The 14,874-nt window shown below is 72.0% G+C and carries 14 protein-coding genes; 6 read left to right on the plus strand and 8 right to left on the minus strand.

What is annotated here, in order from left to right:
• Positions 1-55 precede the first annotated feature (55 nt).
• From galT to galK, 3 genes are read left to right on the plus strand one after another with little or no spacing between them, the layout of a single operon-like run.
• Positions 56-1,102 carry a galactose-1-phosphate uridylyltransferase gene (gene galT, locus ACLHRZ_RS40250; RefSeq protein ID WP_490423569.1) on the plus strand — a complete coding sequence of 349 codons (1,047 nt, stop codon included), beginning with the start codon at positions 56-58 and terminating at the stop codon, positions 1,100-1,102.
• Positions 1,099-2,064, plus strand: coding sequence for a UDP-glucose 4-epimerase GalE (gene galE / locus ACLHRZ_RS40255; protein WP_490423570.1), 966 nt, complete (start codon positions 1,099-1,101; stop codon positions 2,062-2,064). The genes galT and galE overlap by 4 nt, the downstream gene beginning before the upstream one ends.
• Positions 2,051-3,163 (plus strand): galactokinase, encoded by a 1,113-nt coding sequence (galK, locus tag ACLHRZ_RS40260; protein ID WP_490423571.1) that lies wholly within the window; start codon positions 2,051-2,053, stop codon positions 3,161-3,163. The genes galE and galK overlap by 14 nt, the downstream gene beginning before the upstream one ends.
• A 70-nt stretch (positions 3,164-3,233) precedes the next feature.
• Here galK and ACLHRZ_RS40265 read toward each other — a convergent pair whose 3' ends face one another.
• Positions 3,234-3,674 (minus strand): GNAT family N-acetyltransferase, encoded by a 441-nt coding sequence (locus tag ACLHRZ_RS40265; protein ID WP_490423572.1) that lies wholly within the window; start codon positions 3,672-3,674, stop codon positions 3,234-3,236.
• 240 nt (positions 3,675-3,914) lie between these two features.
• On the opposite strand from ACLHRZ_RS40265, the gene ACLHRZ_RS40270 reads away from it, so the two are divergent.
• Positions 3,915-4,712 carry a response regulator transcription factor gene (locus ACLHRZ_RS40270; protein WP_490423573.1) on the plus strand — a complete coding sequence of 266 codons (798 nt, stop codon included), beginning with the start codon at positions 3,915-3,917 and terminating at the stop codon, positions 4,710-4,712.
• Here the strand turns inward: ACLHRZ_RS40270 and ACLHRZ_RS40275 are convergent.
• Positions 4,671-5,168, minus strand: coding sequence for a MarR family winged helix-turn-helix transcriptional regulator (locus tag ACLHRZ_RS40275; RefSeq protein WP_171081837.1), 498 nt, complete (start codon positions 5,166-5,168; stop codon positions 4,671-4,673). The two genes, ACLHRZ_RS40270 and ACLHRZ_RS40275, sit on opposite strands and share 42 nt — an antisense overlap.
• A gap of 105 nt (positions 5,169-5,273) precedes the next feature.
• Between ACLHRZ_RS40275 and ACLHRZ_RS40280 the strand changes: the two genes are divergently transcribed.
• A complete protein-coding gene (locus ACLHRZ_RS40280) occupies positions 5,274-6,080 on the plus strand; it encodes a trans-aconitate 2-methyltransferase (RefSeq protein ID WP_490423574.1) in 807 nt (268 codons plus the stop codon).
• Between the two features lie 60 nt (positions 6,081-6,140).
• Here ACLHRZ_RS40280 and ACLHRZ_RS40285 read toward each other — a convergent pair whose 3' ends face one another.
• Both ACLHRZ_RS40285 and ACLHRZ_RS40290 read right to left on the minus strand, forming a co-directional pair.
• A complete protein-coding gene (locus tag ACLHRZ_RS40285; RefSeq protein WP_451420409.1) occupies positions 6,141-6,842 on the minus strand; it encodes a TetR/AcrR family transcriptional regulator in 702 nt (233 codons plus the stop codon).
• On the minus strand, positions 6,839-7,840 hold the full coding sequence (locus tag ACLHRZ_RS40290; RefSeq protein WP_490423575.1) for an acyl-CoA desaturase: 1,002 nt from the start codon (positions 7,838-7,840) through the stop codon (positions 6,839-6,841). The genes ACLHRZ_RS40285 and ACLHRZ_RS40290 overlap by 4 nt, the downstream gene beginning before the upstream one ends.
• Positions 7,841-8,041: 201 nt before the next feature.
• Between ACLHRZ_RS40290 and ppc the strand changes: the two genes are divergently transcribed.
• On the plus strand, positions 8,042-10,765 hold the full coding sequence (ppc, locus tag ACLHRZ_RS40295) for a phosphoenolpyruvate carboxylase (RefSeq protein WP_490423576.1): 2,724 nt from the start codon (positions 8,042-8,044) through the stop codon (positions 10,763-10,765).
• 155 nt (positions 10,766-10,920) lie between these two features.
• Here ppc and pth read toward each other — a convergent pair whose 3' ends face one another.
• The 4 genes from pth to glmU all read right to left on the minus strand — a co-directional run bounded on the left by pth (position 10,921) and on the right by glmU (position 14,872).
• Positions 10,921-11,514, minus strand: coding sequence for an aminoacyl-tRNA hydrolase (pth, locus tag ACLHRZ_RS40300; protein ID WP_490423577.1), 594 nt, complete (start codon positions 11,512-11,514; stop codon positions 10,921-10,923).
• Positions 11,515-11,593: 79 nt separating this feature from the next.
• On the minus strand, positions 11,594-12,166 hold the full coding sequence (locus tag ACLHRZ_RS40305) for a 50S ribosomal protein L25/general stress protein Ctc (RefSeq protein ID WP_490423578.1): 573 nt from the start codon (positions 12,164-12,166) through the stop codon (positions 11,594-11,596).
• A gap of 197 nt (positions 12,167-12,363) precedes the next feature.
• The gene (locus tag ACLHRZ_RS40310; protein ID WP_490423579.1) at positions 12,364-13,341 is read right to left on the minus strand and encodes a ribose-phosphate diphosphokinase; all 978 of its coding nucleotides are present in this window, start codon (positions 13,339-13,341) and stop codon (positions 12,364-12,366) included.
• 73 nt (positions 13,342-13,414) lie between these two features.
• Positions 13,415-14,872: a bifunctional UDP-N-acetylglucosamine diphosphorylase/glucosamine-1-phosphate N-acetyltransferase GlmU gene (glmU, locus tag ACLHRZ_RS40315; protein WP_490423580.1), complete on the minus strand. Its 1,458-nt coding sequence runs from the start codon at positions 14,870-14,872 to the stop codon at positions 13,415-13,417.
• Positions 14,873-14,874 lie beyond the last annotated feature (2 nt).

A 14,874-nucleotide genomic window follows, 5' to 3' on the forward strand; every position in this document is an offset into this window, starting at 1 on the left:
CCTTGTGTTCGGTTGTGTGTGAAGGTGTTGAGGCGCGCAAGTTGGAGGGCCCACCGTGAAGAAGACCGCGACCCGGCTCGCGGACGGCCGTGAGCTGCTCTACTACGACTCCCGCGACGACGCGGTCCGGGACGCCGTGGACCGCAGGCCGCTCGGCGCCACCGTCACCGCGTCCGAGATCCGCCGCGACCCGCTGCTCGGCGACAGCGTCGCCATCGCCTCCCACCGCCAGGAGCGCACCTACCACCCGCCCGCGGACCAGTGCCCGCTGTGCCCCTCGCGGGACGGCCGGCTCACCGAGATCCCCGCCGCGGACTACGAGGTCGTGGTCTTCGAGAACCGTTTCCCCTCCCTGGCCGGCGACTCCGGCCGCTGCGAGGTCGTCTGCTTCACCCCCGACCACGACGCCTCCTTCGCGGATCTCGACCCCGGGCGGGCCGCCCTGGTCCTCGACGCCTGGACGGACCGCACGGCCGAACTGGCCGCCCTGCCCGCCGTCGAACAGGTCTTCTGCTTCGAGAACCGCGGCCAGGAGATCGGCGTCACGCTCGCTCACCCGCACGGCCAGATCTACGCCTACCCGTTCGTCACCCCGCGCACCGAGCGCATGCTGGCCTCCGCCGCCGCGCACGCCGCGCGCACCGGCGGGCGCAACCTCTTCGACGACACCGTGGCGCGGGAGTACGCCGACGGCCGCCGGATCGTCCTCGACGGCGACCACTGGACGGCCTTCGTCCCCTACGCGGCCCACTGGCCGTACGAGGTGCACCTCTACCCGCGCCGCCGGGTCCCGGACCTGCTCGGGCTGGACGCCGCCGCGCGCACAGAGTTTCCACAGATCTATCTGGAACTGTTGAAGCGCTTCGACCGGATCTTCGGCCCGGGCCGGCCGCCGACCCCGTACATCTCGGCCTGGCACCAGGCGCCCTTCCGGCACCCGGAAAGGACCGAATTCGCCCTCCACCTCGAGCTCTTCACCGTCCGCCGCTCTCCCGGCAAGCTGAAGTTCCTCGCGGGTTCCGAATCCGGCATGAACGTGTTCATCAACGATGTGCCGCCCGAGGCCGCGGCCCGCCGACTGCGAGAGGCAGCAAGCGCATGAGCAACAGCAAGTTCCTGGTCACCGGCGGCGCGGGCTACGTGGGCAGCGTCGTCGCGGCCCGTCTGCTGGCCGCCGGGCACGCGGTGACCGTCCTCGACGACCTCTCGACCGGACACCGCGAGGCCGTCCCGGACGGGGCGTCCTTCGTCGAGGGCCGCGTCCAGGACGCGGCGCGGTGGCTCGACGGCTCGTACGACGCGGTGCTGCACTTCGCCGCGTTCTCCCAGGTGGGCCAGTCGGTCGCGGACCCCGAGCCGTACTGGCGCAACAACGTGGGCGGCACCGCCGACCTGCTCGCCGCCATGCGGGACGCGGGTGTCCGCCGCCTCGTCTTCTCCTCCACCGCGGCCACGTACGGCGAACCCGCCACGGTGCCGATCACCGAGGACGCCCCGACGGCGCCCACGAACCCGTACGGCGCCACCAAGCTCGCCGTCGACCACATGATCGCGGGGGAGTGCACGGCGCACGGCCTGGCCGCGGTCTCGCTGCGCTACTTCAACGTCGCGGGGGCGTACGGCCGTTACGGCGAGCGGCACGCGCCGGAGACGCACCTGATCCCGCTGGTGCTGCAGGTGGCACTGGGGCAGCGCGAGGAGATCTCGGTCTACGGGGACGACTACCCGACCCCGGACGGCACCTGCATCCGCGACTACATCCACGTCGCCGACCTGGCGGAGGCGCACCTGCTGGCCCTGGACGCCGCGCGCGAGGGCGAGCACCTGGTCTGCAACCTCGGCAACGGCAACGGCTTCTCGGTCCGCGAGGTCGTCGGGACCGCGCGGAAGGTGACGGGCCACCCGATCCCGCAGCGCACCGCCCCGCGGCGCCCCGGCGACCCGGCCGTGCTGGTCGCCTCGGCGGACCGGGCCGCGGAACGGCTGGGATGGCGCCCGCAGCGGACCGATCTGGCCGGAATCGTCGAGGACGCCTGGGAGTTCGCGCGCCGTGAAGACGTCTGACAACTTCCGTGAGGTGTACGGGAGACCGGCCACCGGGGTGTGGTCGGCACCCGGCCGGGTCAACCTCATCGGTGAATACACCGACTTCAACGACGGCTTCGTGATGCCGTTCGCGCTCCCGCAGTGCACACGGGTGGCGGCCGCTCCGCGGGCGGACGGCCGGCTGTGCCTGTGCTCCCGCGATGCGCAGGGCGGGGTGACGGAGTCGGACCGCGGCTGGGCCGCGTACCCGGCGGGCGTGGCGTGGGCACTGCGCGAGGCGGGCCTGCCGGTGGGCGGGGCGGACGTGTACGTGGAGAGCGACGTGCCCGTCGGCGCCGGCCTGTCCTCCTCCGCCGCCCTGGAGGTGGCGACGGCGCTCGCCCTGACCGAGCTGTACGACGTGGAACTGCCGCGCACGGAACTGGCCCGGCTGGCACAGCGGGCCGAGAACGAGTTCGTCGGCGTGCCGTGCGGAATCATGGACCAGACGGCATCGGCGTGCTGCCGGGCCGGGCACGCGCTGCACCTCGACACGCGCGACCTCTCGATGCGGCAGATCCCCTTGGCCCTGGAGGAGTGGGGCCTGCGGCTGCTGGTGATCGACACCCGGGTCAAGCACGAACTGGGCGACGGCGCGTACGCGGCCCGACGGGCGGGGTGCGAGTCCGCTGCGCGGCGGCTGGGGGTGCGGGCGCTGCGGGACGTCGCACTGGGCGAACTGGAGGCGGCGCTGGGCGAGTTGCCCGTTGCGGAGCAGCCGCTGGTCCGTCATGTGGTGACGGAGAACGCACGGGTGGAGCGGGTGGCGGCCCTGCTGGCCGCGGGGGATGCGCGTGCTGTGGGCCCGCTGCTGACGGAGGGGCATGCGTCGCTGCGCGACGACTTCCGCGTCTCCTGCCCTGAACTCGACCTGGCGGTGGACACGGCCGTCGGGGCGGGGGCGCTGGGTGCGCGGATGACGGGGGGCGGCTTCGGGGGGTCGGCGATTGCCCTGGTGGAGGGCGCGGATGCGGAGGCGGTGACGAAGGCGGTGACCGAGGCACTCGGGGCGCCGCGGGTGTTCACGGCGGTGGCGGGGGAGGGGGCTCGGCGCGAGGCCCAGGACAGCGCCCCGTAAGGGGCGCGGGGAACTGCGCGATCAGCTACCGATGCACCCGCAGATGACGTGCTGCCCCTTACAGGGCGCCTCAAAGCCCCTTCAGCAACAGGTGGCTCGTGATGCCGGGCGGATAGTCCGGGATGCTCGCCGCCAGGCGATACCCCACCCGCCGATAGAACCCCGGCGCCTGGAAGTCCCAGGTCTCCACCTGGCTCCCGACGCAGTCGAACTCCTTCCGGGCCCGTTCCTCCGCCCGCGCGATCAGCCGCGATCCGAGCCCCGCGCCGCGGTGCCGGGCGTCCACCCACAGCAGATCCACATGCAGCCATTGCCACTGCACATGACCGACGAGCCCGCCTGCCAGTTCCCCGCGCTCGTCGAGCGCGTACACCTCCACCGGCCGCGTCTCCATGGCGGGAGTGGCCCGCAATGCCCGCAGGGCGGGCGAGCGTTCGTCGTTGACGGTCTGCAACCGTGCAAGGACAACATCGCGTCGTTCCGGGTCGTTCACCGCCTCAATACTGAACATAAAGCTCACCATAAACACCGGGGCCAGGCAGTTTTGCCAATCCGCTTCCGTTGTCGTACCCCGGCCGTACGCTGATGCACAGTGCCGGTGGGGGCCGGCGCTGATCAGGGGGCGAGACAGGCAGGTACGACGCCCGGGGCGGGGTGGTGTCAGGTCACGGCGGCGGCCGTGCACGGCGTAGGGCCCCGGGTTCGGGCGCCGTACCCGCACTGCTCCGTCTGTCCGGAGATGGGGGTGTCTGTGGCACGAATTCGGGTACTGGTGGTCGACGACCACCGCATCTTCGCCGAGTCGCTCGCCGCCGCCCTCGCGGCCGAGCAGGATGTGGACGTCTCGGCGGCCGGCAGTGGGCCGGCGGCGCTGCGCGCGGTGGAGCGCGCGGCAGGTGAGGGGCGGCGCTTCGACGTGCTGCTGATCGATGCCGACCTCGGCACGGTCGGCGCGGACGGCGTGCGCGTACCGCCCCAGCTCCGGGGCCAGGGCCCCGGGCCGGACGGCCAGGGGGCCGTCGCGGAGAGCGCGGTGGACGGCATCTCGCTGGTCGCGCGGGTGCGCGCGGGCCATCCGGGTGTGCGCACGGTGGTGCTCGCCGAGCGGGACGACCCGCGCCGGGCGGCCGCCGCGCTGCAGGCCGGGGCCGGCGGCTGGGTGGCGAAGGACTGTTCGCTGTCCCGCCTGCTCGCGGTGATCCGCGGGGTCCTCCGGGACGAGACGCACCTGCCGCCCGCCCTGCTGACGGGCGTGCTCCGCGAGCTGACGGCGGCGCGCAAGCACCGCACGGAAAGCGAGCGGCTCGTCGAGTCGCTGACCCCGCGTGAGCGAGAGGTGCTGCGCTGCATGGTGGCCGGGCTCGGCCGCAAGGCGGTGGCCGAGCGGCTGTATCTGTCCCCGCACACGGTGCGTACGCACATGCAGAACGTGCTGGGCAAGCTCGGCGTGCACTCCACGCTCGCCGCGGTGGCACTGGCCCGGCGGGCCGGCGTGGGCCCGGTGGACCTAGCCGGGGACGTTGTCGAACGGGGCGGTCAACTGGCGTAGCAGCCGGGCCAGTTCGCCCCGCTGGGCGGGGGAGAGCTCGGCGAGGATGGCGCGCTCCTGGGCCAGCAGCCCGGCGAGCGCCTGGTCGGCGCGGTCCCGGCCCTCGTCCGTGAGGCGGACGAGCACGCCGCGCCGGTCGCTGGGGTCGGGCTCGCGCAGCACGAGGCCCTTCTTGGCGAGCCGGTCGATGCGGTTGGTCATGGTGCCGGAGGTGACCAGGGTCTGGGTCAACAGCTGGCCCGGCGAGAGCTGGTAGGGCGCGCCCGCGCGCCGCAGCGAGGTCAGGACGTCGAACTCCCAGGGCTCCAGCTGGTGCTCGGAGAAGGCGAGCCGCCGCGCCCGGTCGAGGTGCCGGGCCAGCCTGCTGACGCGGCTGAGCACCTCGAGTGGTTCCACGTCGAGGTCGGGGCGCTCTCGGCGCCACGCCGCGACCAGCCGATCGACCTCGTCCTCCATGGGGTCAGTGTAGTAGGTCTGTCGACATGAAGTCTCTTGACGTCAAGATAATCGGCGGGGGATGCTGGAAGGGCCACCACGGTCGCTCCTCGCAGGAGGCTCACCATGCCCGTATGGGATCCGCAGCAGTACCTCCGCCACGCGGGCCCGCGCACCCGCCCCTTCCAGGACCTGCTGGCCCGGGTCCCCGAGCTGCCCGGCAGCCCGGCGCGCATCGCCGACCTGGGCTGCGGCCCGGGGAACGCGACGGCGCTGCTGGCGGAGCGCTGGCCCGACGCGCACATCACGGGCTACGACAACTCGGCCGCGATGCTGGAGGAGGCGCAGGCGTACGCCGGGAAGACGCTGCGGGGCGGTCGCATCGACTTCGCGTACGGCGACCTGACGCACTGGTCCGCGCCGGGGGCGCGGCACGACCTGATCGTCTCGAACGCGGCGTTCCAGTGGGTGCCGGGCCATGCGGAGGCGTTCCCGGCGCTGCTGGAGGACGTGGTGCCGGGCGGCACGTTCGCCTTCCAGGTCCCGGGGAACGGGGATGCGCCGAGCCACGCGCTGCTGCGCGAGCTGTGCGGTGCGCCGCGGTGGCGGGACCGGCTGGGGGAGACGGGGCGGCGTACGGTCGATGTCCGTACGCCTGAGGAGTACGTGGAGCGGCTGGCCGCCCTCGGCTGCGAGGTGGACGCGTGGGAGACCACGTACCTCCACCTCCTGGAGGGCGAGGACCCGGTCCTGGAGTGGCTCAAGGGGACGGGCCTGCGGCCCGTGCTGACGGCGCTCGCGGACACCCCCGAGGAACGCGAGGCGTTCCTTTCCGAGTACCGGGGTCTGCTGCGCAAGGCGTATCCGGCGGGGCCGGCCGGAACCGTCTTCCCCTTCCGGCGGATCTTCGTGGTGGCCCGGAAGGCGGGCTGAGGCGGGGCGGGGGGGGCAAGGGTCCGGCGGTGCCGAACCGGCCCCGCCCCCGACGCGCCGTCAGGCGCGCCGGTGCCCCACCAGCCGCGGCTTCGGCTCAAGGCCGTCCAGCCCGTGCCACGCCAGGTTCACCAAGTGGGCCGCCACTTCCGCCTTCTTCGGCTTGCGGACGTCCAGCCACCACTGGCCCGTGAGCGCCACCATGCCGACCAGCGCCTGCGCGTACAGCGGCGCCAGCTTCGGGTCGAAGCCGCGGGCCTTGAACTCCAGGCCCAGGATGTCCTCGACCTGTGTCGCGATGTCGCTGATGAGCGAGGCGAACGTGCCCGTCGACTGCGCCACCGGCGAATCCCGCACCAGGATGCGGAAGCCGTCCGTGTACGTCTCGATGTAGTCGAGAAGGGCGAACGCCGCCTGCTCCAGCAGCTCCCGCGGGTGGCCCGCGGTCAGCGCGCCCGTCACCATGTCGAGCAGCTGCCGCATCTCCCGGTCGACGACGACCGCGTACAGCCCCTCCTTGCCGCCGAAGTGCTCGTACACCACCGGCTTGGAGACCCCGGCCTTGGCGGCGATCTCCTCCACCGAGGTGCCCTCGAAGCCCCGCTCGGCGAACAGGGCGCGACCGATGTCCAGCAGCTGTTCCCGGCGCTCCGCGCCGGTCATCCGCACCCGGCGGGGCCGGGCGCGCCGGGGGGCCGGGGCCTTGGGGGAAGAGCTGGAAGAAGAGTCATTGCTGTCGATCGTCGCCACGCCGTCCATCATGCCGGGTGAGCGGCATCCTCTTCGCCCCGGTTTCCCGTGGGCGCCCGACGCGAGTCGATCCGGCTCGCGCTCGGCCAGCGCACGTCGTACGCCCAGCCGGCCTTCTCGAACCAGCGGATGAGGCGGGCGCTGGAGTCGAGCTGACCGCGCAGCACGCCGTGCCGGGCGGACGTCGGGTCGGCGTGGTGCAGGTTGTGCCAGGACTCGCCGCAGGACAGGACCGCCAGCCACCACACGTTGCCCGAGCGGTCGCGCGACTTGAACGGGCGCTTGCCGACGGCGTGGCAGATCGAGTTGATCGACCACGTCACGTGGTGCAGCAGCGCCACCCGCACCAGCGAGCCCCAGAAGAAGGCCGTCAGCGCGCCCTGCCACGACCAGGTGACCAGGCCGCCCACCAGCGGCGGGAACAGCAGGGAGACGACCGTCCAGAGGACGAACTGGCGGGAGACGGCGCGGACCGCCGGGTCCTTGATCAGATCCGGCGCGTATTTGTGCTGCGGCGTCTGCTCCTCGTCGAACATCCACCCGACGTGCGCCCACCACAGGCCCTTGAGGAGGGCCGGCACCGTCTCGCCGTACCGCCAGGGGGAGTGCGGGTCGCCCTCGGCGTCGGAGAACTTGTGGTGCTTGCGGTGGTCGGCGACCCAGCGCACCAGCGGCCCCTCGACCGCGAGCGAGCCCATGACCGCAAGGGCGATCCGCAGCGGGCGCTTCGCCTTGAAGGCGCCGTGGGTGAAGTAGCGGTGGAAGCCGATCGTGATGCCGTGGCAGCCGATGTAGTACATGGCCACCAGCAGGCCCAGATCCAGCCAGCTCACTCCCCACCCCCAGGCCAGCGGGACGGCGGCGAGCAGCGCGACGAACGGCACGGTGATGAACAGCAGAAGGGTGATCTGCTCGATCGAGCGCTTGCTGTCGCTGCCGAGAGTGGCGGACGGAATCGGGGTGTCCTGGGCCTTCGGCGCGTCTTCGAGCACGTCGGGGCTTGCAGTCATGGGTTCCCTCGAGGGAGTCGGGCATGGCTACGGTTCCGTAACCTACGGCATCGTAAGTATGGCAGGGCGGCAGCAGGGGGCAAGAGGGCTGCGGGTGACCGCGCGTCGGGCGGGGGCCGGGCGGAGACCTATGCTGGGGGCGTCGGACAGCGCGGTCCGCCACCCCTCCAGATGCTCAGAACTTCGCAAGGAGCCGCACCTGTGAGCAGTGCCGACCACACCAATGCCGCCCTGCGGGCCGATATCCGCCGTCTCGGCGATCTCCTCGGCGAGACGCTGGTCCGCCAGGAGGGTGACGAACTTCTCGACCTGGTCGAGCGGGTGCGGGCCCTGACCCGTACGGACGGGGAGGCCGCCGCCGAGCTGCTGGGCGCCACCGACCTGGAGACCGCCGCCCGGCTGGTGCGGGCCTTCTCCACGTACTTCCATCTGGCGAATGTCACCGAGCAGGTGCACCGCGGCCGCGAGCTGCGGGCCAAGCGCGATGCCGAGGGCTCGATCCTGGCCCGTACCGCGGACCAGCTGAAGGAGGCCGACCCCGAACACCTGGCGCAGACCGTGCAGCACCTGCAGGTGCGGCCGGTGTTCACGGCCCACCCCACCGAGGCCGCCCGCCGCAGCGTGCTCAACAAGCTGCGGCGCATCGCCGAGCTGCTGGACGCGACCGCCACGGGCGTCGGCGACAAGCGCCGCACGGACCTGCGGCTGGCCGAGACCATCGACCTGCTCTGGCAGACCGACGAGCTGCGCGTGGCCCGCCCGGAGCCCACCGACGAGGCCCGCAACGCGATCTACTACCTGGACGAGCTGCACACCAACGCGGTCGGCGACGTCCTGGAGGACCTGGCCGCCGAGCTCGACCGCGTGGGCGTGCAGCTGCCCGCCGGCACCCGCCCGCTGACCTTCGGCACCTGGATCGGCGGCGACCGCGACGGCAACCCCAACGTCACCCCCGAGGTGACCTGGGACGTCCTGATACTGCAGCACGAGCACGGCATCACCGACGCCCTGGAGCTGGTGGACGTGCTGCGCGCCGCGCTGTCGAACTCCATCCGCAACAGCGGCGCCACGGAGGAGCTGCTCACCTCGCTGCAGCGGGACCTGGAGCTGCTGCCCGAGATCAGCCCCCGCTACAAGCGGCTCAACGCCGAGGAGCCCTACCGGCTCAAGGCCACCTGCATCCGCCAGAAGCTCGTCAACACCCGCGAGCGGCTGGCCCGCAACATCCCGCACGAGGAGGGCCGCGACTACCTGGGCACCGGCGAGCTCCTCGCCGACCTCCTGCTCATCCAGGACTCGCTGCGCGCGCACCGCGGCCGGCTGATCGCCGACGGCCGGCTGGAGCGGGCCGTCCGCACCCTGGCCGCGTTCGGGCTGCACCTGGCCACCATGGACGTCCGCGAGCACGCGGACGCCCACCACCACGCGCTCGGCCAGCTCTTCGACCGCCTCGGCGAGGAGTCCTGGCGCTACGCCGACATGCCGCGCGACTACCGGCGCCGCCTGCTGGCCAAGGAGCTGCGCTCACGGCGCCCGCTGGCGCCGATCCCGGCGCCGCTGGACGCGGACGGGCAGAAGACGCTGGGCGTCTTCCACACCATCGGCGAGGCGCTGGAGCGGTTCGGCCCCGAGGTCGTCGAGTCGTACATCATCTCGATGTGCCAGGGCGCCGACGACGTCTTCGCGGCGGCCGTCCTGGCCCGCGAGGCCGGGCTGGTCGACCTGCACGCCGGCTGGGCGAAGATCGGCATCGTGCCGCTGCTGGAGACCACCGACGAGCTCAAGGAGGCCGACCGGCTGCTGGACGAGATGCTGGCCGACCCCTCCTACCGGCGGCTCGTCTCGCTGCGCGGCGACGTCCAGGAGGTCATGCTCGGCTACTCCGACTCGTCCAAGTTCGGCGGCATCACGACCTCGCAGTGGGAGATCCACCGCGCCCAGCGTCGGCTCCGCGACGTCGCCCATCGCTACGGCGTGCGGCTGCGGCTCTTCCACGGCCGCGGCGGCACGGTCGGCCGCGGCGGCGGCCCCACCCACGACGCGATCCTGGCGCAGCCGTGGGGCACGCTGGAGGGCGAGATCAAGGTGACCGAGCAGGGCGAGGTCATCTCGGACAAGTACCTCATCCCGTCCCTGGCCCGGGAGAACCTCGAACTCACCGTCGCCGCCACGCTGCAGGCCTCCGCCCTGCACACGGCGCCGCGCCAGTCGGACGAGGCGCTGGCGCGCTGGGACGCGGCCATGGACACGGTCTCGGACGCGGCGCACGCCGCGTACCGGCGCCTGGTCGAGGACCCGGACCTGCCCGCGTACTTCTTCGCCTCGACCCCGGTCGACCAGCTCGCGGAACTGCACCTGGGATCCCGCCCGTCCCGCCGCCCCGACTCCGGCGCGGGCCTCGACGGCCTGCGGGCCATCCCGTGGGTCTTCGGCTGGACGCAGTCGCGCCAGATCGTCCCCGGCTGGTTCGGCGTCGGCTCGGGCCTCAAGGCGGCCCGCGAGGCCGGCCTGGACACGGTGCTGGAGGAGATGCACGAGCACTGGCACTTCTTCCGCAACTTCCTCTCCAACGTGGAGATGACGCTGGCGAAGACGGACCTGCGCATCGCGCAGCACTACGTGGACACGCTGGTGCCGGACGAGCTGCGGCACGTGTTCGATGCGATCAAGGCGGAGCACGAGCTGACGGTCAAGGAAGTGCTGCGGGTCACGAGTGAGGGTGAACTGCTCGACGCGAGCCCGGTGTTGAGGCAGACGTTCCACATCCGGGATGCGTATCTGGACCCGATCTCGTATCTGCAGGTGAGCCTGCTGCACCGGCAGCGGGAGGCCGCTGCGCGGGGCGAGGGGGCGGATCCCTTGCTGGCGCGGGCGCTGCTGCTCACGGTGAACGGTGTGGCCGCGGGGCTCCGTAACACGGGCTGACGCCGGGCCGGTTCTTCGGCTGCGGGCCGGCTGTGGCTGATCGCGCCCACGCGGCGGAGCCGCTGGGGGCACCTCCCAGCGGTAGCTGGGGGAGTAACAGCCCCGCGCCCCTTACGGGGCGCGGGACCGGGGCGCGGGGAACGGGGGCGTACCCCCTACGAGTTGTACGTCCCCTGCGCCCGCTCCAGGCCGTCCACGATGAGTGACTCGACCGCGTCCGCGGCGCGGTCCACCTCGTAGGCCAGGTCCTTGCGCTCCGCCGACGAGAAGTCCTTCAGGACGAAGTCCGCCACCTGCATCCGGCCCGGCGGCCGGCCGATCCCGAACCGCACGCGGCAGTAGTCCGGACCCAGCGCCTTCGTGATCGACTTGAGGCCGTTGTGGCCGTTGTCGCCGCCGCCCAGCTTCAGGCGCAGCGTGCCGTAGTCGATGTCCAGTTCGTCGTGCACGGCGATCACGTGCTCCGCCGGCACCTTGTAGAAGTCGCGCAGCGCGGCCGTCGGGCCGCCCGACAGATTCATGAACGACATCGGCTTGGCGACCACCACGCGGCGGCTGGACACGCCGGGGGTGCCGAGCCGGCCCTCCACCACCTGGGCGCGCGTCTTGTGGGCCTTGAATTTGCCGCCCATCCGCTCCGCGAGCAGGTCCGCGACCATGAAGCCCACGTTGTGGCGGTTGCCCGCGTACTCGGGGCCGGGGTTGCCGAGGCCCACGATCAGCCAGGGGGCGCTGGAGTCGTCCGTCATCTGCATGTCTCCTTCATAGCGAACCGCCGCCCCGCTCCAGCGGAGCGGGGCGGCGGCAGCGGTGTGCTCGGGGCGAGGCTCAGGCCTCGGCGCCCTCGGCCTCGGCGGCCGGGGCGTCACCGGCGACGACGTGCAGCACGACGGCGTCGGCCTCGACGGCCAGCTCGACACCGGCCGGCAGGACGATGTCCTTGGCCAGGACGGAGGCGCCGGCGTCCAGGCCCGCGACGGAGGCGGTGACGGCCTCGGGGATGTGGGTGGCCTCGGCCTCGACCGGCAGGGCGGTCAGGGTGTGCTCGAGCAGGTTGCCGCCGGGGGCCAGCTCGCCCTCGGTGTGGACCGGAACCTCGACGGTGACCTTCTCGCCGCGCTTGACGACCAGCAGGTCGACGTGGACCAGGAAGCCCTTGAGCGCGTCACGCTGGACCTGCTTGGGGATGACCAGCTCGTTGCGGCCCTCGATGTCCAGGGAGAGCAGGACGTTCGGGGTCTTCAGGGCCATCATCAGGTCGTGGCCGGGCAGGTTCACGTGAACCGGCTCGGAGCCGTGGCCGTAGATGACGGCGGGGACCAGGTCGGCGCGGCGGTCGCGGCGGGCGGCGCCCTTGCCGAACTCGGAACGGACGGCAGCGGCGAGCGTGATCTCGGCCATGGTGCACTCCTCGGAGGCTTGATCTGTGCGGGGCGGTCACCCGGCCCACGACAGGCCTGCTACGAAGAGCGCGTCGATAACGGACCGCCGCACACCCAGAAATGGGGGCGGCCTCCCTCGCCGAGCAACTCGATGAGTCTACCCGGCGGGGAGGCCGTTCAGAAATCGATCAGCACACAGGTGCTACTGAATGATCGTTACGCCTGCTCGTCGAAGAGACTGGTGACCGAGCCGTCCTCGAACACCTCGCGCACGGCGCGCGCGATGGTCGGGGCGATCGACAGGACCGTGATCTTGTCGAGCTCCAGCTCGTTCGGCGTGGGCAGGGTGTTGGTGAAGACGAACTCGCTCACCTTGGAGTTCTTCAGGCGGTCCGCGGCCGGGCCGGAGAGCACGCCGTGCGTCGCGGTGACGATGACGTCCGCGGCGCCGTGGGCGAACAGGGCGTCCGCGGCGGCGCAGATGGTGCCACCGGTGTCGATCATGTCGTCGACGAGGACGCAGACGCGGCCCTCGACGTCACCGACCACCTCGTGGACGGTCACCTGGTTGGCGACGTCCTTGTCGCGGCGCTTGTGGACGATCGCCAGCGGCGCGCCCAGGCGGTCGCACCAGCGGTCGGCGACGCGCACGCGGCCGGCGTCGGGGGAGACGACGGTGAGCTTGTCGCGGTCGACCTTGGCGCCCACGTAGTCCGCGAGGATCGGCAGCGCGAACAGGTGGTCCACCGGGCCGTCGAAGAAGCCCTGGATCTGGTCGGTGTGCAGGTCGACCGTGAGGATCCGGTCCGCACCCGCGGTCTTGAACAGATCGGCGACCAGGCGGGCGGAGATGGGCTCACGGCCGCGGTGCTTCTTGTCCTGCCGGGCGTAGCCGTAGAACGGCACGATCACCGTGATGGAGCGGGCCGAGGCCCGCTTCAGCGCGTCGAGCATGATCAGCTGTTCCATGACCCACTTGTTGATGGGAGCCGTGTGGCTCTGCATCAGGAAGCAGTCGGCGCCGCGCGCGGACTCCTGGAAGCGGACATAGATCTCGCCGTTGGCGAAGTCGAATGCCTTGGTCGGGACCAGGCCGACGCCCAGCTGGTGCGCGACCTCCTCGGCAAGCTCGGGGTGGGCGCGGCCGGAGAAGAGCATGAGCTTCTTCTCGCCGGTCGTCTTGATCCCGGTCACAGCACAATCTCCTTGGATGTCGCTTTGTGTGCGCTTATCACGGTACGCCCCGCACGGCGTCCCGGTGTCACGGTCACTGCTCTCCGTCGGTGTTCCGGTGAGCTGCGGAAGCGGCGTCTGCGGCGGCGCTTCCCGGGCGCTTACGAGCCACCCAGCCCTCGATATTGCGCTGCTGGCCGCGGGCGACGGCCAGGGCGCCCGGGGGCACGTCCTTGGTGATGACCGAGCCGGCGGCCGTGTAGGCGCCGTCCCCGATCGTGACAGGAGCCACAAACATGTTGTCCGAACCGGTCCGGCAGTGCGAGCCGATCGTGGTGTGGTGCTTGTTCACCCCGTCGTAGTTCACGAACACGCTGGCGGCACCGATGTTGGTGTACTCGCCGATCGTGGCGTCGCCGACATACGACAGATGCGGGACCTTGGTGCCCTCGCCGATCTCGGCGTTCTTCATCTCGACGTAGGCCCCGGCCTTGGACTTCCGGCCCAGGTTCGTTCCCGGGCGGAGGTACGCGTACGGGCCGACGACGGCGCCCTCGCCGATCCGCGCCGAGTCGGCGACCGTGTTGTCGACGCGCGCGCCGGCGCCCACGGAGGTGTCCGTCAGGCGGGTGTTGGGGCCGACCTCGCCGCCCGCGGCCACGTGGGTGGCGCCGAGGAGCTGGGTGCCGGGGTGGACGAGCGCGTCGGGCTCGAAGGTGACGGTGACGTCTACCCAGGTGGTGGCCGGGTCCACGACGGTCACGCCGCTCATCATCGCGGCGTGCAGCAGGCGTTCGTTGAGCAGCTTGCGGGCCTCGGCCAGCTGGACGCGGTTGTTGATGCCCAGGATCTCCCGGTGGTCGCCGGCCACGGCCGCGCCCACCCGGTGCCCGGCCTCGCGCAGGATGCCCAGGACGTCCGTCAGGTACTCCTCGCCCTGGCTGTTGTCCGTACGGACCTTGCCGAGCGCGTCCGTCAGCAGCTGTGCGTCGAAGGCGAAGACACCGGAGTTGATCTCACGGATGGCGCGCTGCTCGTCGGTGGCGTCCTTGTGCTCGACGATCGCGGTCACGGCGCCGGTCGCGGCGTCGCGCACGATGCGGCCGTAGCCGGTGGAGTCCGGGACCTCGGCCGTGAGGACCGTGACCGCGTTGCCGTCGGCGGCGTGGGTGTCCGAGAGGCGCTTGAGCGTGTCACCCGTCAGCAGCGGGGTGTCGCCGCACACGACGACCACGGTGCCGTCGAGGGCGATGCCGCTGTCCGAGAGCTCCTCCAGGCCCATGCGCACGGCGTGGCCGGTGCCGTTCTGCTCGTGCTGCACGGCGGTGCGGACGCCCGGGTCGGTCTCGGCCAGGTGCGCGGAGACCTGCTCGCGGGCGTGGCCGACGATGACGACCAGGTGCTCGGGGTCCAGCTCGCGCGCGGCGGAGACGACGTGTCCGACGAGGGAGCGGCCGCAGAGGGTGTGCAGGACCTTGGGGGTCGCCGACTTCATGCGGGTGCCCTCACCCGCTGCGAGGACGACGACGGCTGCCGGGCGGTTGGCGCTCACGG

The sequence above is a fragment of the Streptomyces sp. AM25 genome (assembly GCF_058146165.1).

Coding starts and splice junctions, on each gene's coding strand:
- galE (WP_490423570.1), top strand. CDS start 1,099: ATGAGCAACAGCAAGTTCCTGGTCACCGGCGGCGCGGGCTACGTGGGC.
- pth (WP_490423577.1), bottom strand. CDS start 11,514: ATGACGGACGACTCCAGCGCCCCCTGGCTGATCGTGGGCCTCGGCAAC.
- ACLHRZ_RS40280 (WP_490423574.1), top strand. CDS start 5,274: ATGCCCGTATGGGATCCGCAGCAGTACCTCCGCCACGCGGGCCCGCGC.
- ACLHRZ_RS40285 (WP_451420409.1), bottom strand. CDS start 6,842: ATGATGGACGGCGTGGCGACGATCGACAGCAATGACTCTTCTTCCAGC.
- ACLHRZ_RS40290 (WP_490423575.1), bottom strand. CDS start 7,840: ATGACTGCAAGCCCCGACGTGCTCGAAGACGCGCCGAAGGCCCAGGAC.
- ACLHRZ_RS40265 (WP_490423572.1), bottom strand. CDS start 3,674: ATGTTCAGTATTGAGGCGGTGAACGACCCGGAACGACGCGATGTTGTC.
- ACLHRZ_RS40275 (WP_171081837.1), bottom strand. CDS start 5,168: ATGGAGGACGAGGTCGATCGGCTGGTCGCGGCGTGGCGCCGAGAGCGC.
- ACLHRZ_RS40305 (WP_490423578.1), bottom strand. CDS start 12,166: ATGGCCGAGATCACGCTCGCCGCTGCCGTCCGTTCCGAGTTCGGCAAG.